The 26,068-nt window shown below is 43.7% G+C and carries 19 protein-coding genes; 2 read left to right on the forward strand and 17 right to left on the reverse strand.

Going from position 1 to position 26,068, the window contains the following annotated elements:
• Positions 1 to 100 precede the first annotated feature (100 nt).
• The 4 genes from QZL69_RS08625 to QZL69_RS08640 form a co-directional block, all read right to left on the reverse strand.
• Positions 101 to 1,105 carry a substrate-binding domain-containing protein gene (locus QZL69_RS08625; protein ID WP_022214811.1) on the reverse strand — a complete coding sequence of 335 codons (1,005 nt, stop codon included), beginning with the start codon at positions 1,103 to 1,105 and terminating at the stop codon, positions 101 to 103.
• Positions 1,106 to 1,174: 69 nt separating this feature from the next.
• Positions 1,175 to 2,122 carry an ABC transporter permease gene (locus QZL69_RS08630; protein WP_022214812.1) on the reverse strand — a complete coding sequence of 316 codons (948 nt, stop codon included), beginning with the start codon at positions 2,120 to 2,122 and terminating at the stop codon, positions 1,175 to 1,177.
• Entirely contained in the window at positions 2,119 to 3,627 is a 1,509-nt protein-coding gene (locus QZL69_RS08635) for a sugar ABC transporter ATP-binding protein (protein WP_022214813.1), read from the reverse strand. Before QZL69_RS08635 ends, QZL69_RS08630 begins: the two co-directional genes overlap by 4 nt.
• A 24-nt stretch (positions 3,628 to 3,651) precedes the next feature.
• Positions 3,652 to 5,154 (reverse strand): FGGY-family carbohydrate kinase, encoded by a 1,503-nt coding sequence (locus QZL69_RS08640; RefSeq protein ID WP_022214814.1) that lies wholly within the window; start codon positions 5,152 to 5,154, stop codon positions 3,652 to 3,654.
• A gap of 373 nt (positions 5,155 to 5,527) precedes the next feature.
• Here QZL69_RS08640 and QZL69_RS08645 point away from each other — a divergent pair, with 373 nt between their 5' ends.
• Entirely contained in the window at positions 5,528 to 6,496 is a 969-nt protein-coding gene (locus QZL69_RS08645; protein ID WP_022214815.1) for a sugar-binding transcriptional regulator, read from the forward strand.
• A gap of 104 nt (positions 6,497 to 6,600) precedes the next feature.
• Here the strand turns inward: QZL69_RS08645 and QZL69_RS08650 are convergent, their stop codons facing one another.
• The 12 genes from QZL69_RS08650 to QZL69_RS08705 all read right to left on the reverse strand — a co-directional run bounded on the left by QZL69_RS08650 (position 6,601) and on the right by QZL69_RS08705 (position 24,634).
• Entirely contained in the window at positions 6,601 to 7,758 is a 1,158-nt protein-coding gene (locus QZL69_RS08650; RefSeq protein ID WP_022214816.1) for an iron-containing alcohol dehydrogenase, read from the reverse strand.
• A gap of 117 nt (positions 7,759 to 7,875) precedes the next feature.
• The gene (locus QZL69_RS08655) at positions 7,876 to 9,003 is read right to left on the reverse strand and encodes an alcohol dehydrogenase catalytic domain-containing protein (RefSeq protein ID WP_022214817.1); all 1,128 of its coding nucleotides are present in this window, start codon (positions 9,001 to 9,003) and stop codon (positions 7,876 to 7,878) included.
• Between the two features lie 23 nt (positions 9,004 to 9,026).
• Positions 9,027 to 10,562 carry a xylulokinase gene (locus QZL69_RS08660; RefSeq protein ID WP_022214818.1) on the reverse strand — a complete coding sequence of 512 codons (1,536 nt, stop codon included), beginning with the start codon at positions 10,560 to 10,562 and terminating at the stop codon, positions 9,027 to 9,029.
• Positions 10,563 to 10,591: 29 nt separating this feature from the next.
• Entirely contained in the window at positions 10,592 to 11,578 is a 987-nt protein-coding gene (locus tag QZL69_RS08665; protein ID WP_022214819.1) for a Gfo/Idh/MocA family protein, read from the reverse strand.
• 111 nt (positions 11,579 to 11,689) lie between these two features.
• A complete protein-coding gene (locus QZL69_RS08670) occupies positions 11,690 to 12,742 on the reverse strand; it encodes a substrate-binding domain-containing protein (protein WP_022214820.1) in 1,053 nt (350 codons plus the stop codon).
• A gap of 38 nt (positions 12,743 to 12,780) precedes the next feature.
• The gene (locus QZL69_RS08675) at positions 12,781 to 13,758 is read right to left on the reverse strand and encodes an ABC transporter permease (RefSeq protein WP_022214821.1); all 978 of its coding nucleotides are present in this window, start codon (positions 13,756 to 13,758) and stop codon (positions 12,781 to 12,783) included.
• Positions 13,755 to 15,236: a sugar ABC transporter ATP-binding protein gene (locus QZL69_RS08680; protein WP_022214822.1), complete on the reverse strand. Its 1,482-nt coding sequence runs from the start codon at positions 15,234 to 15,236 to the stop codon at positions 13,755 to 13,757. Before QZL69_RS08680 ends, QZL69_RS08675 begins: the two co-directional genes overlap by 4 nt.
• A 257-nt stretch (positions 15,237 to 15,493) precedes the next feature.
• Entirely contained in the window at positions 15,494 to 16,528 is a 1,035-nt protein-coding gene (locus QZL69_RS08685; protein ID WP_022214823.1) for a substrate-binding domain-containing protein, read from the reverse strand.
• A 5-nt stretch (positions 16,529 to 16,533) separates the two neighbouring features.
• Complete coding sequence (locus QZL69_RS08690) at positions 16,534 to 18,180, reverse strand: response regulator (RefSeq protein WP_022214824.1); 1,647 nt, start codon at positions 18,178 to 18,180, stop codon at positions 16,534 to 16,536.
• A 2-nt stretch (positions 18,181 to 18,182) separates the two neighbouring features.
• On the reverse strand, positions 18,183 to 19,892 hold the full coding sequence (locus QZL69_RS08695) for a sensor histidine kinase (RefSeq protein ID WP_173906597.1): 1,710 nt from the start codon (positions 19,890 to 19,892) through the stop codon (positions 18,183 to 18,185).
• A gap of 484 nt (positions 19,893 to 20,376) precedes the next feature.
• Positions 20,377 to 20,748: a LacI family DNA-binding transcriptional regulator gene (locus tag QZL69_RS08700; protein ID WP_022214826.1), complete on the reverse strand. Its 372-nt coding sequence runs from the start codon at positions 20,746 to 20,748 to the stop codon at positions 20,377 to 20,379.
• A 127-nt stretch (positions 20,749 to 20,875) separates the two neighbouring features.
• Positions 20,876 to 24,634 (reverse strand): phosphoribosylformylglycinamidine synthase, encoded by a 3,759-nt coding sequence (locus QZL69_RS08705; protein WP_022214827.1) that lies wholly within the window; start codon positions 24,632 to 24,634, stop codon positions 20,876 to 20,878.
• Between the two features lie 202 nt (positions 24,635 to 24,836).
• Between QZL69_RS08705 and QZL69_RS08710 the strand changes: the two genes are divergently transcribed.
• Positions 24,837 to 25,706 (forward strand): LysR family transcriptional regulator, encoded by an 870-nt coding sequence (locus QZL69_RS08710; protein WP_022214828.1) that lies wholly within the window; start codon positions 24,837 to 24,839, stop codon positions 25,704 to 25,706.
• A 33-nt stretch (positions 25,707 to 25,739) separates the two neighbouring features.
• Here the strand turns inward: QZL69_RS08710 and QZL69_RS08715 are convergent.
• Positions 25,740 to 26,068, reverse strand: a 329-nt coding sequence (locus tag QZL69_RS08715) for a P-loop NTPase (RefSeq protein ID WP_291519058.1), incomplete at its 5' end; no start/stop codon positions are given.

Below are 26,068 nucleotides of genomic sequence, written 5' to 3' on the forward strand. Positions count from 1 at the left end.
ATTCTTCCTCCTACTGTGTATAACATTTATTAATAAAAGAAAATCTGGTCAAAAAAGGCCGGTCAAATCCATGACCAGCCTTTTCCTGCAAAATTTTCTATTATTTCATTGCTGCGAAAGCAAGGCTGTCGTCTACATAATCGGCTACATTGCTGCTGTCAATAACGCCAGTACCTGCATCTACAAATTCGTCATAATCTTCCCCATTCAGAACTTTGAGAGTTGTGTTCATAGCAACTTTCAGCAGAGAACCTGGGTCATTCATGGTTGTGATGGAATATTTACCATCCTGGATAGCCATAACAGCTTCCATAAGTCCGTCTACACCTGTTACCTTAACGCCTTCGATTCCTTTTTCTTCGAGAACCTGAGCTGCTCCAAGGGACATATCATCATTGTGTCCGTAAACAGCAACGATGCCGTCATTACTCTGAAGTAAGTCCTGTGTAGCTGTAACAGCTTTGCTTCTTGTGTAATCGCAGTATGCGGACTGGATTACTTCAAGGCCAGGAGCTTCTGCGATCGCAGCTTCGAAGCCGTCACGTCTTGCCATCATAACGGTATCACCGGCTGTTCCCTGAATCTCAAGGATCTTGCCTTCTGCCTTGTCCTTACCGCCGAGTTCTTCTACAAGAGCTTCTCCTACGAGTCTTCCCATCTCTTCGTTGTCACGGCCTACATAAGCGGTGTTTCCATCATTTACATTACGGTCAACGGTGATAACCGGAATGTCTGCTTTCTGACAGGCTTCGATTGCCGGAGCAACACCTTCTGCATTGATCGGATTCAGGATCAGCGCATCGATTCCACTGGAGATCATGTCGTTGATATCGTTGTTCTGTTTGGTAACATCATCATCCGCACTTACACAGACAAAATCAACACCAAGCTGTTTTGCATAATCTTCTGCAACTTCTTTCATGGTTACATAAAACGGAGAAGCCAGTGTGCACTGTGAGAAGCCAATCTTGTAATCTGCTTTTCCTGTGTAATCAGCCAGAACATCTTCTGTGGATGCAGCGTCGTCTGCCGCGTAAACGCAAACTCCCATAGACCCGATCATTGCCATTGCTGTCAGAATTGCAAGGAAACCTTTTCTTTTCATGTTGAAATCCTCCTTTAAAATGATGTAGTTTTTTATTATGATAAGCACCCCTTGTACTTCATCATTCTGTTATTTTTTTGCATCGATAGCTCTGTTAAGAAGAAGAGCTGCGATGATAATGATACCTTTGGCGATCTGCTGATAGAAAGAAGCAAGACCTACAAGGTTAAAGATATTGGTGATGATCTGCAGAAGGAATACACCACCGAATGTTCCAAGCATGGAACCAATACCACCGGAAAGGCTGGCGCCGCCGATTACGGATGCTGCGATCGCATTCAGTTCCATTCCATCACCTGCTGTCGGCTGTCCTGTTGCCAGCCAGGATGCGGTAAGAACACCTGCAAACGCTGCCAGGGCTGCACAGAGAACATAAGTGATCGCATAGTTTCTTGTTGTTTTGATACCGGAAAGTGTTGCTGCCTCACGGTTTCCGCCGATTGCAAACAGGCTTCGGCCAAAGGATGTATATTTCAGAAGCAATGCAAAGAAGATCGTCAGAATGATCCAGATGATACCGCTGACAGATACTTTGCCGATAAAACCGCCGCCGATGAATTTGAAATCATTTGAAAGTCCGAAAACAGGGACACCCTGTGTAGTCAGAAGGGCAGCACCTCGGGCAATCTCCATCATTGCAAGGGAAGCAATGAAATCCGGAAGTCCGAATTTGGCGATAAGGATACCTGTAACAAGACCAAGTGCCGCTCCGAGAACCACACCTGCAAGTACAGCTATAATAATAGGAACATTTTTACTTACAAGGATCGCACTGATCATTCCTGCAAACGCTGCAACAGATCCAACAGACAGATCAATACCGGAGATGATGATTACAAGGGTCATACCAATGGCTACGATTCCCGGTATTGATGCCTGCTGCAAGAGGTTCAGTACATTCCCGACTGTCAGGAAATTTGGTGATAATATAGAAGCAATAACGATAAATACGATCAGCAGTACCAGTAAGTTATATTTTTTAAGCAGATCGCCGATCTTCATAGGTTCTTTTCTCATGATTCGTTCCTCCCCGTAACAGATACTGATAAAATTTTGTCTGGATTAAAGTTTTCTTTTGATGAAGTCATAACTTCTTTGCCATCGAACATTACAATGATATTGTCACAGATTCGAAGCAGTTCATCCAGTTCTGAAGAAACCACGATCATACTCTTACCTTCGTCTGCGAGGTTACGGATGATCTTGTAGATCTCCTCTTTTACCATAACGTCGATTCCCTGTGTCGGCTCATCGATCAGAAGAATATCACAGTCACGGAACAGCCATTTCGCAATGATGACCTTCTGCTGATTTCCACCGGAAAGGTTCTGAATCACCGTATTGATCGACGGTGTTTTTACATTGAGACTCTTCTTATAAAGTTCACAGGTTTCGCGGATCACGCCATAGTTGATGACTCCATTTTTCTTGCACTTGTCAAGTGCAACCATTGTCATGTTTTCCCAGACAGGAAGGATCTGGACAAGTCCCTGTGTCTTGCGGTTCTCCGGGATCAGACCGATCTTGTTTGCGATCGCCTCACCGGTATGTCTGAAATGTACCGGTCTGCCATGAAGCTTGATTTCTCCTTTTTCGTATGGGTCTGCTCCAAAAATCGAACGGATAACTTCTGTTCTGCCCGCACCAACCAGACCATACAGTCCGAGAACTTCTCCTTTATGAAGATCGAAGGAAATATTCCGTACTTTATGATTGGTAAGCCCTTTTACTTCGAGGACTTTTTCATCATTCAGAGGTTTTGCTTCTGTATATTCGTTTTTCTGGCTGACTTTGGCTCCTGTCATGTATTCCACCAGATGATCTTCGTTGATCTCTGATGCGTTACGACAGGCCACAAACTTGCCGTCGCGGAGAATCGTGATACGGTCTCCGACCATAAACAGTTCTTCCAGATGATGTGAGATGTAGATCAGGGTGATACCCTTGGCTTTCAGGTCTTTGATCAGCTGAAGCAGTGTTTCAAACTCTCGTTTGGAAAGCGTTGAAGACGGCTCATCCATAACGATCAGCTTCGCATTGCTGGCAAGTGCCTTCATGATCTCTGTCATCTGCCTCTGGCCAATGTTCAGGCTGCTGACTTTGGCTTTGACATCGATCTGCATGTTCATCTCATCTGCAATTTCCTGTGTTTTCTTATAGACCTCTTTCCAGTCTACAGTTCCTAATTTTGTCTTCGGGTAATTGTTGATATATACGTTTTCACCTACCGTAAGTTCATTTACCAGAGAAAGTTCCTGATAAATAACGGAGATGCCTTTTTTCTTACGTTCCAGTGTTCCATGCGGTTTGAGTTTCTCACCGTCAAAAATGATCTCGCCGCCATCCTCTACATAAGCTCCTGAAAGAATCTTCATCAATGTAGATTTACCGGCTCCATTGGCGCCGATCAGACAGTGTACTTCGCCTCTTCTTACCGAAAAGTCCACTCCATCCAATGCCTTAACTCCTGGAAACAACTTATCGATCTTTCGCATTTCCAGAATGTTGTCACGTTCCTGCACTATGTACTCCTCCTTTGCCTCTGCTTATTGATGCATCAGATTTTTCAGGTTTTCATATAATTCCAGGTATTTATGGAAATATGGCTGATATTCTTCGTGGTTCTGCATATCCGGCTCCACAATAAATTTCGGTTTTATCATGTGGGCTGCTGCTGACTGAAAATCATCGTAGAATCTTCCTTTGGATGCCGCTACAACACAGCAGCCAAGGACACCTGCCTGTATATTTTCATTTACAATGATCGGTTTTCCGGTAACATCTGAGATCATCTGCAGCCAGCGGCGGTCTTTGGTTACGCCTCCGCATGCTGTAATGGATTCTACCGGATATCCCTGTTCTTCAAAGTTTCGGATAATATTCTGTGTTCCGTAGGAAACAGATTCCAGAACTGCCCGGTAAATGTGTTTCCATGTATGCTTGATGTTCAGACCGAAGATCACGCCCTTTGCCATTGCATCCTTATATGGTGTACGGTTTCCCTGGAAAAAATCGAGTACGGTAACTCCGTCTGCACCGATCGGAATCTCATCTGGAATTCCCAGAAGGTTTCCATATGGATTGCCGTCCTTTTCCGGAATGTGGAAATTATGCCGGAACCAGTTTACCAGTCCGGAGGCAGAAATCTGTCCGCCTTCAAGGAGCCACATATTATCAAGGACTGCTCCATCGTAAGGTCCCCAGATACCTTTCATATCTGGTTTCTCATCAGAAAGACACAGATGTACGAAACTTGTTCCCATGATAACGCCAAGCTTGCCTGGCTTCAGGACATCCAGACCAAACATTGCCATATGGGCGTCAATGCCGCCCTGCACGATCTGCATTTCTCTGGAAAAGCCATATTTCTCACTGAGTTCCGGGCGAATGGTTCCTACCGGATCCCCAATCTTGTCGACCCGCATGGTCAGTTTTTCTTCATAATCTTCAAAACCGATCTGCTCAAAAAAATCTCTCTGATAACCGCCCATGGAAGAAACATAATTCCATTTGCAGGTTGTATTGCAGATTGAACTTGACCACTCCCCGCATAACTGATAATTCATCCAGTCAAGCTGATCTACGATCCTGTAACAGACATCATAAATATCTTTCCTGTGTCTCTTGATCCAGAGTGCTTTGGGAATCATCCATTCGAAGGATGTCTCCTTGCCACAGTAATCAAGTACCGGATGACCGGTATCGTTGATCTCCTGCATTTCTTTTCTTGACCGGGCATCCATCCACATCATGGCATTCATGAGCGGGCGGCCTTCCTGATCTACCGGAATAGCAGTGGTAGAGGTAGCACATACGCAACAGGCTCTGATATTCTGTCGGATCTCAGAATCCAATGTGTGTGCAATCTGTTCAAAAATTCCGTTGACAGCTTCCCACCAGTTCAACGGATTCTGTTCAGCCCATCCAACCTTTGGAAATTCTGTCTCCCATTTCTGTTCCTTCTCAAAGATCAGTTTTCCTCTGGTATCGCTGATTCCAATCCGCACGCCCTGAGTTCCGGTGTCTATCCCCATAAAATAAGCTTCCATCTTTAACCTCCGCGCTAATAAAATCGGAATTTTCTATTTTCTTTTGTTCTTACATTTGTTACTATGAACATTTGTTACTGCACTTGTATCGTTTGTTTATAATTGAATATTACTATACGATTTTGATATTGTCAATCACTTTTTGGGAGTTTATCCATTTTTTGCTCGTTAATAATTTGTTTTATTTCTATTTTGCATTATAAACATTTTTTTCTTGCATTTTCGTTCATCATTTCAGCCAATAGTTTTCTTTTTAGCGAATATTTTGACAACAAATTGACAAAAGCCTTATTGCGATACAGAACAATTTGTGTTATACTCGCAGTAAGTAGAACTATCGAAAATATTATGAAAAAGAAAGAGAACACAGCTTATGCCAGATTACAAACGAATTGAGCTGCTTGTTAAAGTGGCTAAACTTTATTACGAGAATGATTACAGTCAGGAAATGATCGCGAAGAAACTTGGACTTTCCCGTCCATATATTTCCAAACTCCTGAACGAGTCCAAATCGAATGGTATTGTCAAGGTTCAGGTAATAGACCCCTTAAGCATCGAAACTCCTCTGGAGAAAAATCTTCGTGAGCATTTCGGTCTGGAGAAAGTCCGGATCGTTCCGATGTCCGAGGGAATTGCATCCCTTTCCCGGCTTGGACTGGAAGCAGCCAGGTATCTTGATACTATTCTTCAGGATGGTGATATCATTGGCCTTTCCTGGGGTGCCACTGTTTACGAATGTTCCAAGGCACTGATCCGCAGAGATGATCTTCGTGATATCATCAATGTCCAGCTCTGCGGTGGTGTCAGCAATCTGAACAAGAACGTTTTTGCAACAGAGATCGCCCAGAATTTTTCTACCGCTCTCGGAAGTTCTTCTTTTATCCTTCCGATGCCGGCAGTTCTCGATTCCAGGAAAATGCGTGATCTTCTGGAGGAGGATCACAACATGGGCAAAGTTTTCCAGTATGGGCGTGACGCCAACATCGCACTCGTGACTATGGGTTCTTTCGGACCTAAGAGTGCACTTGTACATACCGGCTACATCAGCCAGGACAAGATGGATGAACTTTCTGCCAGAGGTGCAGTCGGCGATATCTGTACACATCTCATTGATATTAACGGAAATATCTGCGATCAGGAACTGGATCAGCGCACAGCCGCTGTCCCGCTTGAGGATATCCGAAATAAGAAATACCGGATCGGTGTTGCCCAGGGTCTCAGCAAAGTAGACTGTATCCTCGGTGCACTTAAGGGTAAGATCGTCAATGTCCTGATCACAAACGAAGAGACTGCACAGTGGGTTCTCAGCAAGGATGAGCAGCTCTGTGCCGATGCTGTATAGACTGCCAGTTCACTTTAGTTGTCTTTTCGATATGTATCAAACAGCAAAATGCCCTCTGCATTTCAAACTGAATGCAGGGGGCATTTCCTGTTTGTCTTTTTTATTTATTTTGCGTAGTATGCATCCATGAACACTTTCTGTACATCTACAAGGGTTGCTTCTCTTGGATTCTCCGGCATTCCGGTATCTTCGAGTGCATGAAGAGAAAGTGTCAGCACATCCGACGGTTTGAATGCAGTCTCTGATAATTTCGGGATATGTATTCTTTCTGCAAGCTGTTCAATATAGGTGATTGCTGCATTTGCTGCCTGATCTGGTGTCATATGTGCTGTATTGATCTTGAGTGCACGTGCAATATCTGCATAGCGTTCCTTACAGGAAGGGAGATTGAATTTCATTACGTGTGTAAGGAGGATCGCGTTTGCAACTCCATGCGGTGTATTATAAAATCCACCAAGCTGATGAGCCATCGCATGTACCATGCCAAGTCCTGCATTGGAAAAAGCAAGCCCTGCCATATATTCTGCCCAGCACATATCTGTTCTTGCATCCATGTCGCGTCCATTTTCGCAGGCTTTCTGCAGGGATTTGGCTACCAGTCCGATTGCTTCAAGTGCCAGACCGTCAGTAAACGGAAAATGCGACTTCGCAACATAGGCTTCGATCGCATGGGTCAGAGCATCCATTCCGGTAGCTGCGGTAAGGGGTGCCGGCATATCCACCATCAGTGCCGGGTCGTTCAGTGCCAGATAGGAAAGGCAGTGTGCATCGACCATCAGCATCTTTACTTTACGAACTTCATCTGTTACTACATATGCTCTGGTAACTTCTGATCCTGTTCCGGCTGTTGTATTGATCGCGATCAGCGGAACACCGGATTTCTTTGATTTGTCAAGTCCATTGTAATCTTCGATATTACCGCCGTTTTTTGCCAGGATACTGATTGCTTTGGATACATCCAGCGGGGAACCGCCTCCGATTCCGATCAGGTAGTCGCATCCCTCTCTGTCGTAAACTGCCTTCGCCTCATTGACCAGGGATACGGTCGGGTTTGGCTTAACTCCGGTATACAGCGCATACGGTTTACCGGCACGATCCAAAACATCTGTTACCTTCTTCACTGTACCAATCTTATACAATCCCTCATCCGTAACGACCAGCGCCTTATTTCCGGCTATGGTATCGATATATCTTGGTATCTCCTGAATGCAGCCCTTACCAATGATGGTATGTGCAGGCTGGTACAATTCTTTGTAGTTCATATTGACTTCCTCCATTCATCCTAAGCCTTTCTATGAACAAATGATACGCATTAAGTAACTTTCGTTCTTGATTCAGAGTATCATATTGCTTTAAAAAAGTCAATATTTATCGGAAGATTATGGGTGAACCAGTACTTTCATTGCGTTTCTGTCTCTGATTGCCAGGAAGCCTTCTGAAATATCCTTCAGATCATAGACATCTGTTACATATTTTTCCAGGTTCAGTTTTCCCTCTTCCACATATCTGATGATTTCTTTCATCATTCCTGCGGTAGTTGCATGAACACCATGAATGGAAAGTTCTTTGTAATGAATCAGATTACTGTCCAGATATCCTTTTCCGTCGCCTGCAATTCCACCGAACAGGCTGATTCGTCCTCTCTTGGCTGCGATGATCTGTGCTTCTGTGTGGGCACTCGGAACAGAAAGTGCTGTGATTACAACATTTGCGCCTCTTCCGTTCGTGATTCGTTTCACTTCCTCTACAGTGTCCTGCTCCTTCGGATTGATTACGATAATGTCCGGAATCATTTTCTTTGCAATCTCAATTCTTGGTTTTGCAATTTCTACCATGATAATCTTGGATGCACCTGCAAGACGGGCAAGTTCTGCATGAATACAGCCAATGTATCCACTTCCATAGATGACTACATAATCATCTGGCTGAATATTCAGATAGGTCTGTGCGTTAAATGCACATGCTGCCGGTTCAGAAAGTGCTGCTGACATATCAGAAACACTGTCCGGAATTTTGATCACATTTCCCATATCAATAACGTGCTTCGGAATTTCCATTTTTTCTGCAAAAGCACCTTCATACTGGAAACCAAATGTCTTAAGAGAATCGCACATATTGGTGTGACCGGTCTGGCAGGACCAGCATTTGCCGCATCCTACTGCCGGTGCTACCGTTACACGGTCTCCTTTTTTGAATCCTTTTCCTTCTGCATACGCACCGACATGTATTACAACTCCTGCCGATTCATGTCCCATGATCCTCGGTGGGGTAATTTTGGCATTGCCTTTCATAAAAGTTCTGAAATCGGTTCCGCAGATAGATGCATAATTAATTTTTACAATCATGTTATCTGCTTTCGGAACTGGTTCCGGCATCTCTTTGATCACCATTTTTCTTTCTTCATTCATCACATATGCTTTCATTTTGCCGGAAACAGTTGTTTCTGATACATATTCTGTAATTGTATTCCGTACAATAGATTCTACCTGTGATTTTGTCAAACTCATTTCTCCGTTCCTCCTGTCAGCCTTTATTCATTCGCAAGATCCTGGATCCTCTTATAGAAATCATGCAGCTCTGTCACATATTTCTTATACAGATTCATGTATTTATAATACCGTTTTCCATTCTCCGGATCTGGTGTGTAGATTGTCTTGCTGCTTACAAATTTCTTTGCGGTTTCTTTAAGATCTCCAAATACACCAATTGCATTTCCGGCGAGAATGGATACGCCCCACATTGCCACGTCATCTCTGTTGATGGTCGTATACTTTTTGTTCTGGATATCTGCACTGAGCTGCGTCCAGACCGGTGATTTTGCACCGCCTCCTATAATTTTGACCAGATCAATCGTATATTCCGGATACAGTCTCTCAATGCTGTTCATACATAACGTAAAATCATAAGTAAAGCTTTCAATCAGAGCCTTGTAAAAATGCGCTTTGCTGTGGCTCCAGTCATATCCCATCCACATTCCACGAAGTGCACCATCAGATGGCATGGAATTTCCTCCAAGGAGTCCGATCGCCATCAGTCCGTCACATCCAGGCGGGATGTTTTTCATTTCTTCTTCCATCTGTGCAAACATCTCTTTGGAAGTGATTCCTTCGTGTTTCACAAAAGTGTTCATAAACCAGTCCAGTGTAATTCCTGAACCTGCAACAAAGTGTGTCGCATAGAAGTCACCTGGAATCGCCGATGGCAGAACATCCAGTCTGCGTTCTTCCATATCCGGTCGATATTCCGGTACACAGGTGCTGACTTCGCCGTAAGATGAAGCTTCAAAAATCGTATCACCATAGTCCACAATTCCTGCCCCCAGGCATCCTGCTACTTTGTCACCTGCACCGGAAACCAGCGGAATTCCCTCTGTAAACCCTAACTCTGCTGCCATTTTTTTGTTCAGATGTGCACAGATATGATTTGAATTTACGATTCTCGGAAGATATTTCTGGTCCAGATGGATCGCATCACAGATTTCATCTGACCAACGGTCGTTCTGCACATCTGCAAGTCCTGTCCACTCTGTAAACGATCTGTCCATTACTGCATCTTCTGTAGAGATATCGCCCAGTTTTCCGATTACATAGCCACTGATCATCAGATACTTCGCAATCTTTTCGCTTTCTTTCGGATATTCGCTGCGGAACCATTCTACCTTTGGTGCCATCTGTGGAAAGTTGGTTCCTCCGACTCTCAGAAACTCATCTTTTAATTCTTTCATCTGCCGCTCTGCATATGGCATATAACGACTGTCCAGGGAACAGGACCAGGTTGTGATATCATTCCAGTCTTTATCAACTCCCATGAATCCTGACATCTGTCCGGTAAAAGAAATCGCTGCGATATTCTTCTTTCTGTCACCGATTTTTTCTCCGACTTTTTTCATGCACGCAATTACCGATGCAAGAAGTTCTTCTCCTTTCTGAATAAAAACTCCCGGCTTTGGACGGTAGTCTTTCACAGGTTCCATCTCAATTGCAATGCACTGACTTTCTGTATTGTAAACCCCTGCTTTGATAAAGCTTGTACCAAGGTCAACCGCCATTAATAATATTTCTTTCATACTCAATCTGCCCTTTCTGAATTTGTGCGTCAGTCTGATGCATAAAGGATTCCCCATTCTTTTCGGGTCTTTTCTATCAGTTCTCCAATTGCGATCGACTCTTTCCAGGTGAAATGCGGACACTCCTTCTTTCCCTGTTCCAGACATTTCATAACTTCCTGTATTTCATACTGAAATCCTGTTTCACAGTACTCCTCACTGAAACATTCTTTTTTTCCATTGTTTAAAATCAGCTTTGCCGTGGTCGGATGCCAGAATTCCGGTCCTATCAGGATCCTGCCTTCCTCTCCCACGATCTCCACTTCTGCATTTCCTATCTGATTAAATGCTCCGCTCAGTATTGCTGCTCTGCCTTCTGAATACGTGAGAAGCATTTGGAAACATTCATCTACCTCTCCGTTTGATTTCATATTGGAATAAATCTTCTGTGGGCCTTCCGGGAATACCAGATACGCCATTCCAAGAGAATAAATTCCAACATCCCGAAGTGCACCTGCTGCATATTTGATTCCGGCTTTCCAGGGCTGCCAGTCATCAATATCCGGCTTGATATCAAAGCCGGCACGGACTGTCAGTGGCTTTCCGATCCGTCCTTCTTTGATCCAGTTTCTTGTCTGTATGACTGCCGGAAAACATCTCGTCCACATGCCTTCCATCAGGAATGTATTCTTTTCTTTTGCTTTGTTCAAAACCTGCGTAAGCTGCTTTCCATTATCAACCATTGGTTTTTCGCTCAGTACAGGGATTCCTCTTTCCAGAATCTCCATAATATATTCAAAATGACAGGAATTCGGAATTGCCAGATATACGATATCGATTTTTTCTGTATCCAGCATTGTTTTCAGATCTGTGTAGACTTTTTCACAACCATATTTCTGTGCAAATTTTTTGCCTGAATTTTCACTTCTGGAAACAACAGCTTCCAGAATCGCATCCTCCACTGCACGCATCCCGGATACAAACTGATTCGCGATATATCCTGTCCCGATAATCGCCCATTTTGTTTTTACTGCCATATCTTTCAGCACCCCTTATTCAGAAAAGCACCACATAATAACATTCTCTCGTTATCCTGCAGTGCTTTTCTCTTTTACCTGAAACTATATTTAATTAATGCAGGATTTCCTTTAGTATGTATTTCCGTCATACTGGTCGAGATTTTCTTCTGTGATGTTGTCGCCGCTTACATAGTAATGTTTTGCAACCTCATCTTCTTTTCCTGCCCAGATAAGTTCTGCACATTCCATTGCTTTGTTTGCGATCGTCTTCGGGAACTGTACCGGTGAGCAGAGGATCTGTCCTTCTTTGATCATATCGATATCATTCTGTGCACCATCGATATCTACTACAGAAATCTTGCCTTCCAGACCTGCTGCCTTGATTGCTGCCGCTGCACCCTGTGCTGTCGGAGAGTTGATTGCAAAGACTCCCTTTACATCCGGATAAGTCTGAAGGAAGGATTCCATAATACTCTGTGCATCTTCTACTACACCAAAAGCATCCTGGTCTGCTACGATCTCTACATTCGGATAAGACTCCTCGATCACTGACTTAAGACCTTCTACACGCTCACGTACTGCCTGAAGTGTTGACCAGTTGATAACTACGATCTCACCTTCGCCGTCAATGGAATCACAAAGTGTCTGCGCTGCCATTTTTCCCATTGCCACATTATCAGATTCTACAATAGATGCGATCAGATCTTTATCTTCTACGTTGGAATCAATCGCAATTACAGGAATGGAAGCTCTCTCTGCTTCCTGCAGTGCAGGTTTGATTCCATCTTTGTCAAGAGCATCTACAAAAATAACATCTACGCCTCTGGCAACCATCTGTGTGATATCCTCTACCTGTGTGTTGATATCATTTGCCGGGTCAGGTGCAATCACTTCTGCATCAATACCGCCTTTTTCCAGTGTAGCTTTAACACCGTCGATCTCTGCGAGGAAAAATGCATTTGCATGTGTCTGTACAGAAACACCGATTGTTTTGCCTTTGCTCAGTTCGGTAGCAGCAAACGGCAGTCCATCTTCCGCTTCAAGAGGGTCTACATAAACCACATCTTCATCCCCTGCGGCTTCTGCGGTCTCTTCTTCTGCAAATACTGATACTGCGGACACACTTCCCATACTGCATACCATTGCCGCTGTCATTAAAACTGCTACTAACCTTTTTTTCATCCTTGAATCCTCCCTTGTTTGTTTTTTATATTAATTTTTTATTTTTTCTTTATCTGAAGATCAACGAATACTGCCCCGAGAACTACAACGCCCTGACACACATACTGCCAGTAGAACGGCACGTTCATGAAATTCAGTCCACTGCTTAAAAGATCCATGATCAGTGCGCCGATAAAAGTGGCTCCGATTCTTCCAACACCACCACTCATACTGGTTCCACCTACAACTGCAGCTGCAATTGCAGTAAGCTCTGATCCCTGTCCAAGTGTCGGCTGTCCACTGTACAGTCTGGAACAGGAGATAACACCATAGATACCATACAAAAATCCAGCAAATGTATATACGATCCAGATAACTTTTTTGCTGTTGATTCCTGAGAATCTGGCAGCTTCTGCATTTCCGCCGATTGCATATACTTCACGGCCAAACTTTGTCTTATTGAGCAGAACATAAGTGATTGCCAGAATAACAGCTGTATAGATAATCGGATATGGAATCGTATTCATTAAATATCCGTTTCCGATTTCTCCGAAATCACCGGAAATACGAATCGGTGTACCTGCAGAACAGGTGTAGGCAATTCCTCGTCCAATGTTCATGGTTCCAAGAGTTACAATAAATGGTGGAATTTTTGTATTTGCAACGATTCCACCGTTTATTGCACCAAACACAGTTGCGATCAGAACACCTACCAGAAGTGCACCTGCTGGATGCAAACCATTGGAGATCAGGAGTGCACAATAGGTACTTGCACATGCCATCAGAGCACCAACAGAAAGGTCGATACCACCTGTGATAATGATGAGCGTTACACCAAATGCTGCAATACTGTCAAGACTGGTGATTCTTAAAATATTGATAACATTTGCTCTTCCCCAGAATTTAAATTCTGTCAGAAATCCAAATACGAGAAAGATTCCCAGTGCTCCTGCCAGAATGCCTTTATTCAGGTATAAATACTTCATAACCGGATTTTTTGGAACGCCTCCGGAGATTTTTTCCTTCTTTGTTGTCATTTGTTGGCACCTCCTGTTGCATATTTTAATACCAGTTCTTCTGACAGTTCTTCTCTTGCCAGTTCACCTGTCTTCTGTCCTTCATGCATTGTAATCACTCTTGTTGAAAGATTCAGGATCTCCGGAAGTTCTGATGATATGAAAATAATTCCTACCCCTTCTTCTGCCAGCTCTGTGATCATTTTATAGATCTCAAATTTTGCCCCTACATCAATTCCCCTTGTCGGTTCATCCAGAATCAGAATCTTCGGGTTGGTAGCCAGGCATTTTGCAAGAACGACCTTCTGCTGATTTCCACCGGATAACTGCCCTGTAATGTGCGCTGCAGAAGTTGCTTTTGTCCGCATTTTTTTCATATATTTTTCTACGATCTCTGTTTCCTGCTTTTTGTCTGTTTTTACTCCGTGGATCAGTTTGTCCAGAATCGCCAGAACTGTATTAAACCGAATATCCTGTATGAGAACCAGACCCTGTTCTTTTCTGCTCTCAGGTGCCAGAATAATGCCTGCTTCAATTGCTTCCTTTGGATTTGATACTTTAAACTCTCTGCCTTCCAGCCATGCGTTGTAAGCAGCTCCTTTATCCACACCGAACAAATACCTCATAATCTCTGTTCTGCCGCTTCCCACCAGACCGTAGAAGCCAAGGATTTCACCCTGATGCAGTTCAAATGAAATATCTTTGAGAAATTTCCCATCATCCAGATGTTCCACTCTCAGAAGTTCTTTGCCTTTTGTCAGGTTTACTTCCGGATAAACATCTTTCATTTCACGTCCAACCATGAGACGGATCACATCATCGTAAGTTACCTCCCCAATATTCCTGGTTGCTATGTACTGTCCATCACGGAACACCGTAATCCTGTCTGAGATCTGGAATACTTCATCCATACGATGTGAAATATAAATGATTGCAACTCCCTGATTCTTAAGCATCTGAACAAATTCAAGAAGCTGTACTGTCTCACGCTCGGTAAGAGATGCTGTCGGCTCATCCATGATCAGGATCTTGCTGTCAACCGAGAGTGCTCTTGCGATCTCTACCATCTGCTGCTGTGCTACTGTCAGATTTGCCGGATAATCATTTACGTGGATCACATCCTGAACGCCCAGTCTTTCCAGAACTTTATAAGCATCTGCTTCCAGTTTCCTGTCATCTACAAATCCACTCTTTTTGGATGGCATCCTGCCGAGATAAATATTCTCTGCAACTGTCATATATGGAACAAGACTCAGTTCCTGATGAATAACTGAAATTCCAAGTTCTTTTGCATCACTTACTTTTTCAATTTTTACTTCTTTTCCATTGATAAAAATCTGTCCTTCTGTCGGTGTATGAATTCCCGCAAGAATTTTTATCATGGTTGACTTTCCGGCTCCGTTTTCTCCGAGAAGTGAATGGATTTCTCCTTTTCTCAGATCAAACTGGATCTTATCCAGAGCTTTTACACCGGAAAAGTGTTTAGAAATATTTTTCATTTCCAAAATAGTTTCCATACTCACACCCCATACATTTCACTTTTCTTCTGTTGCTCATGTTGTTTTCCGTTTCGTTTTTGTTAATCAAATTATAGCAGGCTGACCACTTTAATCTATCTTCCACTTTTGGTTTTTGTTTGTCATTTTTGTTTTTATAAAGCAAAAAACAGTAATGTTTTTGGTGATTTTCACCGTATTGCATTACTGTTCATTGTTAAATTTGTTTTATTTTATTGTCTTTTTTATCTGTTTTCTGGTTATTTTTTGCCCTGTTCCAGAATCTGTCTCATCGTTTCGATATAGTCTCTTGCTTCTCCCGGACGGCTTCTCGACAGAAGAATTCCCGGAATTACAATTTCAGATTCATAATCCTTTCCCATCAGATATCTGCACAGATTTTCCATGGAACGTTCCCCAAGCTGTACCGGATCCTGACCACCAAGTGCCTGCAGGATATTATCATCATCCAGCATCATGTTCACCAGCTGCTCCGTAATATCAATTCCAAACACCGGAATCTTCAGTCCCGCATTCTGCACCGCCATAACGGCTCCGACTGTACCGCCTTCGTTCGCGCAGAAGATCATATCCAGATCCGGATTGGCATCCAGCACTTCTTTGACAATTGGTGTCGATGTACTTGCATCCCAGGCATCCACATCCTGAACAACATCAATCAGACTCTGTGTCATGGACAAAAATCCTCTCGTCCGGCTTTTACTGGTATCCGGAAGCAGTGCACTGAACTGGATGATTGCAGTTTTTGGCTTCCTGTCCGGAAAATTTTCCCGGATATACTCTGCACATTCTTTTCCAACCATCTGTCCGATATTGTACTGGTTCGCTTCGCAATATCCTGTCAGCCATTTACTTTCCATGCTCAGATCCACAGAATAAATGTCAATTCCCTGTTTTGCCGCATTTTCCAGACCTGCAAGCGATCCCGTCGGACTGACCGGATAAATGCAGATTGCATCCACTTCCTGCTCCATATAGTCACTGAGCAGTCGTGTTTCCCTTTCCAGTTCTCCACCGCTCTGCCCTTCAATGACGGTTGCCCCATATTTTTCTGCTGTAACGCGCATGGCAGTCTGCATTACTTTTTCGGTCTGATCTTCCAGAAGAATTACAGATGCAATTGTCGTCCCTTTTAAATCATCATTTTTCTCTTCATCTGCCAAATTTTCTGTATTTTCGTTTTTCATCTCCTGTATCCGGACTCCCCAAATCAAAGCGACAGTAATACCAATGACAGCCAAAAGCAGAAGCCCTATTTTCTTTCTTTTTTCCATTCTTATCACTTTCCTGTGTATTCATCTTTTACCGCAGAACGCATCTGCCGGAATGCAGATGGTGTCAGTCCTTCTTTTTCCTTAAATATGGTCGAAAAATACTGTACATTCGTGTACCCTACCGCCTCAGCAATATCGTACAGCTTCATATTTGTCTGAGTCAGCATCATTTTTGCTTTTTCTACCCTTACATTGATCAGATAATTTGAAAAAGTGCATCCCATCTGTTCATGAAAAAGTTTGCTGAAATACGAAGTATTCATAAAAAAGCGGCCGGCAATATCCCTGGTGGACAATGCTGTATTGTAATTTTCTTCTACATACTGCAGAACCTGATCAATCATCCAGTGCTTTCTTTTCCCGTTGTTTTCCTGATAGACTTCTACAAGTTTTTCGACAAATTTTCTGAGGCAGTCCCACATTTCCGTTACAATCGTATCGCTTCCAATATAAATCAGCTCCCGCATGACAGTCATGCACTGCATCGCCAGTTCATCTGCATACGCCTCGCACTCCGGAAGACATGCTCCTGCAATCCTGTTAATAAAATTCATATAAAACAACTGCAGTTTCATCATATCTGCACTCTGCAGACGTCTGGAGGAACTTTGCAGAATCGCCTGAAGTTCTGTCTGTGCTTTTTCTGAATCTCCATTACGGATTTCTTTAATCAGCAATTTAAAATCATATTCTCCATAAACATCATCAAATCTGGTATTCAGTTCCTGCTCTGTCTCCTGATTACGAAGTGCCAGGATTCTTTTTTCTTCGGCACGTTTCTCTTTAATCTTCTTCTGTGCCATTTCATAAGATCTGTGGATTCCGGAAAAATCATCAGTCACATCTCCTGCTGCCATAAACAGTGATATATTCAGTTCCTTCTGCAATGCCTCAAGAATCAGCTGAACCCAGTTTTCTACCCGCTCCATGAACTTCGCTTCCGGATCATCCCCGAATAAAAGCAGTACGATCTGGCTTCCTCTCATATAAAGATACTGACATTCATAGCAGTCTTCCTGAAGATTTCGTCTGAGCCACTGGTACACAGACCACATATCTGATTTCACTTTATCATTCACAAAAAAGGTATGCTCTCTGACCTGCATATTCACAACTGCTGCCGACTGAAATGGAAAACCTATTTCTTTCCTGCTTAATTTTTGCAGAAGTTCTTCTGTTCGTTTTTCTGAAGTTTCAAAAATCAGATCTTCATAAATATGTTCCATCAGCATTTCAGATGCCGCTGACTGTTTATCAAACACTGTTTCTTTATTTTTTTCTTTTTTCAGTTCTTCCACACAGCGTTTGACGCTATCCAGCAGTTCTTCTTCATCCACCGGTTTCAGAAGATAGTTTATTGCACCCATGCGGAGTGCTCCCTGTGCATATTCAAAATCATCATACCCACTTACTACGATCATTTTGGAAAATATGGAGTTTTCATTTAATTTTTTCATAAGATCAATTCCAGACAGTTCCGGCATTCTGATATCTGTAATCACAATATCCGGTTTTTCTTTCAGTGCGATTTCCAGTGCTTCGCCTCCATCTTCTGCCTCATAAACTTCTGAAATCCCATATGATGACCAGTCGATTGTCGATACCAGCCTTTTTCGTAACCATAGTTCATCTTCTGCAATTAACAGCCGCAATATCACACAACTCCTTTCTCCACTTCAGAAATATTTTCCAGTCTGATTACTGCTGTGGTTCCCTCTCCATAAGTACTTCGGATCGTAAGCCCGGAACGTTCCCCATATTGAAGCTGGATCTGATAATTCAGATTTCTGAGTGCATATCCTTTGTTTCCCATAGAATTCTCAAAAGTATTATCACATATCTTTTCGTTCAGTTTTTCCAGCTCCATTTCACTCATCCCAATTCCATCATCTTTTACGGTAATCTGTACACAGTCTTTTTCTTTTAAAGCAGTTATTTCTATCTTCCATTTGTCACTCTTATTTCGAAATCCATGAATTACCGCATTCTCCACCAATGGCTGCAGAAGGAACTTCGGAACCGCCAGTTCTTCCACTTCCGGATCGATATCATACACAAATGTGATCTTATTATTGACCCGCACATTCTGTACTATGATATACTGCTTTGACAGTTCAAACGCTTCTCTGAAGGTTACGATCCGCTTTCCTCCTGATACTGCGATCCGGAAAAATTTTGATAATGCCATAACAAGCTGTGCAATTTCTTCCTGCTTGTTGATTTTTGCAATGCTGTACGCAGATTCCAGTGAATTGTACAGCATATGCGGATCCAGTTCTGTCTGAAGCATCTGGATCGTTGTCATTGTAACTTTGTCCTTCTGTTTAAGAGCTGCCCTCGCTACATTACATACACGTTCTGTCATCCTGTAAAATTCGTCACTGACTTCCATATATTCATCTGCCTGTCGTCCTTGTTCCGGTTTTTGCAGTACATCCGGAACTTTATTCTCCGAAACCTGTTTTTCGATATCATGAAGAACCGACAGCATTCTCTCATTTCTCTTTTCTATCATTGCATTTACAGTCCAGGCTGCACCAAAGGCCACTGCTGTCAGAAATACAAATGCAAAAACTTTGATTTCATCTGGAAAACCATTTTCTGACAGAATCTTTCCTGCATCTGTCACACTCACATAATACCAGTTATTTGCTGCAGAATAGTTCCAGTTTAATATGTAATTTCTTCCATCAATTCTCAGTTCTCCGATCTGTTCATCTTCTTTTGATGTGATATAGTTTATGATATCTGTATAGGGATCTTTGACTTTTTTGAAATCCTGCTGTTCTTTGGTACTTACTATATTTCCATAAGGATCCAGAATTGCAAGCCAGGTCGGCTGAATCTGAAAATTTGCAGACAAAAGCCTGTTGATATAACGCTCATCCACGCAGGCAGTCAGATATAGTTCGTTGCCTTCTTCGTCACGGATTTCATAATTTCGCACCAGATCATAATCATTAAAATATTTTCCCAATGTCGGATTGCAGATAATGTTCTGATAGGGTGTCGCAATTCCCCATTTACCCACTTCTGCCTGATAACAGTCCATCGTATTTGACAGAACATTTGGAAAAAAAGTAGCATCAGATACCAACAGCAGCTGCCGATATGGGTAATAAAGATAAAATCCAGAAAATCCGCCGACATTATATGTCTCATCCAGCAGAGAAGTATAGGTAGAAAAAGTTTTCTGCACCAGAGAGTAAATATCAATATCCCTGCATTTCAGGTCAGGAATCATCACCACATTGTTCTGTTCCATTGCAAATTTTAACGATACACCCGCATCAGAAACTGCATCCAGTTTTCCTTCTACAGATGCCATGTTTTCTGTCAGCGTATGCTGAATATCTTCTGCCATGGACTGTTTTGATTTTTCCTGTGAATTCTGATATAGAATATAGGAAATCAACATACAGGGAATAACCAGGGCAATCCAAAAAATTATAAACAGTCGAATTCTGAATTTATTTGGTCTTTTCTTTTTATTTTTCATTCTCTTCCTTTAACATTTGTGCACTATTAGTTTACATATGTATAATATCATTATCCCAATAACATTTCAACCGTTATACTTTTTCCAATTAATGGATAAAACACCAACAGTTACTGTTCACTCCGTTCACAGTAACTTGGTCAAAATGCATTCCAAATCACCTTCGGTGATGGCATTTTGCCCTGTATGTCTCGGGATTTTGCCATATTCATGGCAAAACGCCTCGCGGGATACTACCTGTGAATAGTAACCACCAACATCCCCTAATACGTCAGGCAAAAAAGGCAGATCACATCAATTCCAGAGGAATCGACATAATCTGCCTTTTCTGTATATCTATCATATAATTTTATCTGCGGCGTACCATGACTGCCTGGTAAGGATTCAGGGATTTCTGGCTGGTTTCGCTGTAGTTATTGCGTTTCTGATTATTGACACCCATGATCACACCGTCCACGATATTGGAGCGGAGGATCTTCATATATTCTTTTTCTCTCTCCGGGTCATCACCGGTACTGCACAGCATCAGTTTGCAGTCGTTTTTGTATAGTTCATCTTCGATATGTCTCGCAAGCGAGGAAAAATACGGATGACGGATATCCGGAACCAACATCGCCACGATCCCCGCCTTCTGCTTGAACATGCTCCTTGCCAGTTCGTTCGGAATATAGTTCAGTTCTTTCATCGCCTGTTCGATCTTCATCCGTGTTTCAGGAGCCACATTTGCTGTCCCGATTTTCTATGAAACATTTTTCATTCTGATAATACGATACCGAAAATTTCCAGTTTCGTCAAGACAAAATAAGCCCCCGCCGTATAAGCGAGGGCTCAAAACTGTCATATATTATTTATTTGAAGTACTCTACACCGGACTCAAAGATCTTGATATCCTGCTCGCCGTAAATGTTGACAGCCACACCGTCACCGCGACGTTCACTGTGTGCCATCTTACCGAGGATACGTCCGTCAGGGCTTGTGATACCTTCGATGTTCATGTAGGAACCGTTTACGTTCCATTCTTCATCTGCGCTCAATTCTCCGGCCGGAGTTACATACTGAGTTGCAACCTGTCCGTTTGCGAAGAGTTTTGCGAGCCATTCATCATTGGCAACAAAACGTCCTTCCCCGTGGGATGCCGGGTTGCAGTATACACCGCCAAGCTGCGCTTTCTGAAGCCATGGAGACTTGTTGCTGACAACTTTGGTGTAGACCATCTTGGAGATATGGCGTCCAATGGTGTTGAAGGTCAGTGTCGGAGAATCTTCTTTCTGTCCGCAGATCTCACCGTATGGTACAAGACCAAGTTTGATGAGCGCCTGGAAACCATTGCAGATACCAAGTGCAAGACCGTCTCTCTCATTTACAAGTTTCATAACAGCCTCTTTGATCTTTGCATTCTGGAATGCAGTTGCAAAGAATTTCGCAGAACCATCCGGTTCATCACCTGCGGAGAATCCACCAGGGAACATGATGATCTGTGCTTCGTTGATCGCTTTCTCAAAGAGTTCTACAGAATCATGGATATCTTCTGCTGTCAGGTTCTTGAAGACTTTGACATCAACTTCTGCGCCTGCTCTCTCAAATGCACGGGTGCTGTCATATTCACAGTTGGTTCCCGGGAACACCGGAATGAATACACGCGGTTTTGCAACTTTGTGTCTGCATACATAGATGTTTTCTGCATGGTACAGATCATCTTTGGCAGGTTTTTCATTTGCTTCACCGGAAACGGTCTTGAAGACTCTTTCCAGAGTTCCTTTCCATGCTTCTACAGCTTCTGCCTCTGTGATCACGGTATTTCCATAAGAGAATTTACCGTCGTCAGTAACTTCACCGATCAGTGTGTAAGTGATGGAAAGCTCGCCGACTTTGTCTGCCGGAACTTCCATGATGATATCGCCAAATCCCGGAGCGAAGAAATCTCTTGGATCCAGATTGTGCTCGATCTTTACGCCAAGTGCGTTACCGAATGCCATCTTGGAAACGGCTGCTGCAATACCATGACGATCCAGTGCATAAGCGGAAACGACTTTGCCGCTCTGGATATCATTGTGAAGTTTTTCATACTGATCCATGATTCCTGCGTAATCCGGCAGATCGTACTGATCGTGTGGTGCACGGAGCCATACCAGTTTGTTTCCTGCTTTTTTAAGTTCAGGAGTGATGACATCCTGGATCTTCGCTACATCTACTGCAAAGGAAACGAGTGTCGGAGGTACGTCGATCTCGTTGAAAGTACCGGACATACTGTCCTTACCTCCGATGGACGGAAGTCCGAATCCCATCTGTGCCGCATATGCACCAAGAAGTGCGGAGAACGGCTGGCTCCATCTCTTAGGATCTTCGGTCATGCGGCGGAAGTATTCCTGGAAGGTGAAGCGGATCTTCTTGTAGTCACCACCTGTTGCAACGATTCTTGCAACAGATTCTGTCACTGCGTAGGCAGCTCCATGATATGGGCTCCAAGAGGACAGATACGGGTCAAATCCATAGCTCATCATCGTTACAGTATCGGTCTTGCCATTCTGTACCGGAACTTTTGCTACCATGCTCTGTGTCTCGGTAAGCTGATACTGACCGCCGTATGGCATAAATACGCTTCCGGCTCCGATAGAACCGTCGAACATCTCAACGAGGCCTTTCTGTGAGCATACATTGAGGTCAGCAAGTGTCTCGAGCCATTTTGCCTTGACATCTGCTACATCCGGGCGGTCTTCAAAAAGGTTGCCCTCTTTGTTCGGGATCTCAACTTCTACGGTTGTTTCCTGATGTGCACCGTTGGTATCAAGGAAAGCACGGGAAATATTTACGATCTCCTTGCCTCTCCAGGTAAGGACAAGACGAGGATCCTCTGTAACGACTGCAACCGGGATCGCTTCCAGGTTTTCTTCGTTTGCATAGCCAAGGAAGGTATCTACGTCTTTCGAATCTACAACAACTGCCATACGCTCCTGGGATTCAGAGATTGCGATCTCTGTTCCGTCAAGGCCGGCATATTTCTTCGGAACTTTGTCGAGGTCTACGCGAAGTCCGTCTGCAAGTTCACCGATGGCAACAGATACACCGCCGGCACCGAAGTCATTACATTTCTTGATGATGTGGCTGACTTCCTCGCGTCTGAACATACGCTGGATCTTACGCTCTGTCGGCGCATTACCTTTCTGGACTTCTGCACCGCAGACTTCGATGGATGCCTCTGTATGTACTTTGGAGGAACCGGTAGCACCGCCGATACCGTCACGTCCGGTACGTCCTCCGAGAAGGATGATGATATCGCCCGGATCAGAGTTCTCACGGATGACCGCGCGTCTCGGAGCTGCACCCATAACAGCACCGATCTCCATACGTTTTGCAACGTAGTCCGGATGATAGACTTCTTTGACATAACCGGTAGCCAGACCAATCTGGTTGCCATAGGAGCTGTAGCCGTGAGCTGCACTTCTGACAAGTTTCTTCTGAGGAAGTTTGCCCTTGAGGGTTTCCTTCACAGATACAGTCGGGTCAGCAGCACCTGTCACACGCATTGCCTGATATACATAAGTACGTCCGGAAAGCGGGTCACGGATCGCACCGCCGAGGCAGGTAGCAGCACCACCAAACGGCTCGATCTCTGTCGGATGGTTGTGTGTCTCATTCTTGAAGTTGATGAGCCACTCTTCTTCCTTGCCGTCTACATCTACCGGTACAACGATGCTGCAGGCATTGATCTCATCGGATTCTTCCTGGTCAGCAAGTTTGCCCTCGGATTTCAGTTTCTTCATTGCCATCAGGGCAAGATCCATCAGGCAGACAAATTTGTCGTCACGGCCTTTGTAGAGAACTTCTCTGTCAGCAAGATATTTCTCATAAGTCTTTACGATCGGTTCTTTGTAATCGCCCTCATCAAACTTCACATCGGTAAGTTCTGTGGAGAATGTGGTATGACGGCAGTGATCAGACCAATAGGTATCCAGTACACGGATCTCGGTCATGGACGGATCACGTTTTTCTTCGTTCTTAAAATAATTCTGAATGTGCTGGAAATCCTTGAAGGTCATTGCAAGATTCAGAGAATCATACAGTGCTTTGAGGTCTGCTTCCGGCATATCCTTGAAACCGTCAAAGATCTTGACATCCTCTGGTTCCGGGAATACGGTAACCAGTGTTTCCGGTTTCTTAAGTCCTGTCTCACGGGAGTCTACCGGGTTGATGCAGTGATGTTTGATGGCATCAAATTCTTCGTCTGTTACATTTCCTTCTATTACATAAGTCGTTGCAGAGCGGATGATCGGCTGTGCATCTCCATCGAGGAACTGCACACACTGTACAGCGGAATCTGCTCTCTGGTCGAACTGTCCCGGAAGATATTCTACAGAAAAGATCTTCGCGCCTTCTGCGGCTTCAAATTTCTCAAGATACAAGTCGTCAACCGGCGGCTCTGCAAATACGGTTCTGCATGCTTTTTCAAAAACTTCATCTGAAATATTTTCTACATCATAACGGATCAGCACTCTTACATTCGTTGCGGATTTGATTCCGAGATAGCTACTGATCTCATGCTTTAATTCTTTTGCCTGTACAGCATAGGCTGGTTTCTTTTCTACATAAACGCGTCTTACGTTACTCATTAGAAACTCCTTTCAGATAGTAATCATTGGTTTTGGTAGTTACTGTTCACAGGCATTCCCGTGAGCAGTAACTCTGGTTGTTTTTTGGGATAGAATAGTTGTTATTTTACAAAATATATAGTATCATAACAAATATCATTAGTAAAATTAATATATCTTATATTTTTTATTAGATATACTAATCAGTAAATGGAGGTTTCTTATGGACATCAATCTCGAATTATACAAAGTTTTCTATTATGTAGCTACGACTTTAAGTTTCTCAGAGGCATCCCGCCAGCTTTTTATCTCTCAGTCTGCCGTCAGCCAGTCGATCAAGACCCTGGAAAAAAAACTCGGCCACACGCTCTTTATCCGCAGTACAAAAAAAGTCCTCCTCACGCCGGAAGGAGAACTTCTTCTGGAGCACGTCAAGCCCGCCCTTCTGATGCTTGATGAAGGGGAAGCCCTGCTCTCGGGCGACAACATGCTCAAAGGACAGCTCCGTATCGGTGCCAGTGACACGATCTGCCGTTATTTCCTAATCGAATATTTCCGCAGGTTCCACCAGTCTTACCCGGATGTCCGGATCAAAGTCACCAACAGCACTTCGATCGGCTGTGTCGAACTTCTGGAAAAAGGACAGGTCAACCTGATCGTGTGCAACTCACCAAACTCCCGCCTCGGAAACCATATGAAAGTCAAAGTATTAAAAGATTTCCACGATGTGTTCGTAGGTGACCCGGACTGTTTTGCCTTCAAGCATCTGCCCTGCTCGCTGAAAGAGCTTCTGGAATATCCGATCCTGATGCTTTCTTCCAAGAGCACGACCAGTGAATATCTCTATCATACCTTTGCCGCGCATGATCTGAAACTGCTGCCGGAAGTCGAGCTCAACAGTAATGACCTCCTGATGGATCTCGCAAGGATCGGTCTTGGCATCGCGTGTGTTCCTGATTATATGCTGGATCCAGAAGATTCTCTCAAACCAATCCCTCTTACAGAACAGCTTCCGTCCCGCCAGCTGATCCTTGTCCAGCACGATAACCTGCCCGTGTCCCAGGCGGCAGAACGATTCCTGGAAATGTTCTGAAAAAAAGAGCCCCCTGACGGGAGCTCCCTGAATTTACTGTGGCATAACCTCTACTGCTTTTGTGATATATTCGTTGTTGATCTGATCGAAAGCACCGCTGTCTGCCTTGGATGCATATGCCATGTCGATCGGCATCTTGCCTAATACCGGTACATTCAGTTCTGCTGCGATCTCGTCGATATGGCTCTCACCAAAGATCTTGATCGGAGTTCCGCAGTCCGGACATTTGACATAGCTGTAGTTCTCTACGATTCCAAGTACCGGGATCTTCATCATCTCTGCCATGTTGTAAGCTTTCTTGACGATCATCTTGACAAGATCCTGCGGAGAACTTACGATCACGATTCCGTCGATCGGAAGAG

Source organism: Blautia sp. CAG:237 (assembly GCF_000436615.1).
GTDB classification, from domain to species: Bacteria; Bacillota; Clostridia; order Lachnospirales; family Lachnospiraceae; genus Blautia_A; species Blautia_A intestinihominis.

Coding starts and splice junctions, on each gene's coding strand:
- QZL69_RS08695 (WP_173906597.1), bottom strand. CDS start 19,892: ATGGCAGAAGATATTCAGCATACGCTGACAGAAAACATGGCATCTGTA.
- QZL69_RS08665 (WP_022214819.1), bottom strand. CDS start 11,578: ATGGCAGTAAAAACAAAATGGGCGATTATCGGGACAGGATATATCGCG.
- QZL69_RS08680 (WP_022214822.1), bottom strand. CDS start 15,236: ATGAAAAATATTTCTAAACACTTTTCCGGTGTAAAAGCTCTGGATAAG.
- QZL69_RS08645 (WP_022214815.1), top strand. CDS start 5,528: ATGCCAGATTACAAACGAATTGAGCTGCTTGTTAAAGTGGCTAAACTT.
- QZL69_RS08640 (WP_022214814.1), bottom strand. CDS start 5,154: ATGGAAGCTTATTTTATGGGGATAGACACCGGAACTCAGGGCGTGCGG.
- QZL69_RS08685 (WP_022214823.1), bottom strand. CDS start 16,528: ATGGAAAAAAGAAAGAAAATAGGGCTTCTGCTTTTGGCTGTCATTGGT.
- QZL69_RS08625 (WP_022214811.1), bottom strand. CDS start 1,105: ATGAAAAGAAAAGGTTTCCTTGCAATTCTGACAGCAATGGCAATGATC.
- QZL69_RS08650 (WP_022214816.1), bottom strand. CDS start 7,758: ATGAACTACAAAGAATTGTACCAGCCTGCACATACCATCATTGGTAAG.
- QZL69_RS08655 (WP_022214817.1), bottom strand. CDS start 9,003: ATGAGTTTGACAAAATCACAGGTAGAATCTATTGTACGGAATACAATT.
- QZL69_RS08705 (WP_022214827.1), bottom strand. CDS start 24,634: ATGAGTAACGTAAGACGCGTTTATGTAGAAAAGAAACCAGCCTATGCT.
- QZL69_RS08675 (WP_022214821.1), bottom strand. CDS start 13,758: ATGACAACAAAGAAGGAAAAAATCTCCGGAGGCGTTCCAAAAAATCCG.
- QZL69_RS08670 (WP_022214820.1), bottom strand. CDS start 12,742: ATGAAAAAAAGGTTAGTAGCAGTTTTAATGACAGCGGCAATGGTATGC.
- QZL69_RS08710 (WP_022214828.1), top strand. CDS start 24,837: ATGGACATCAATCTCGAATTATACAAAGTTTTCTATTATGTAGCTACG.
- QZL69_RS08630 (WP_022214812.1), bottom strand. CDS start 2,122: ATGAGAAAAGAACCTATGAAGATCGGCGATCTGCTTAAAAAATATAAC.
- QZL69_RS08660 (WP_022214818.1), bottom strand. CDS start 10,562: ATGAAAGAAATATTATTAATGGCGGTTGACCTTGGTACAAGCTTTATC.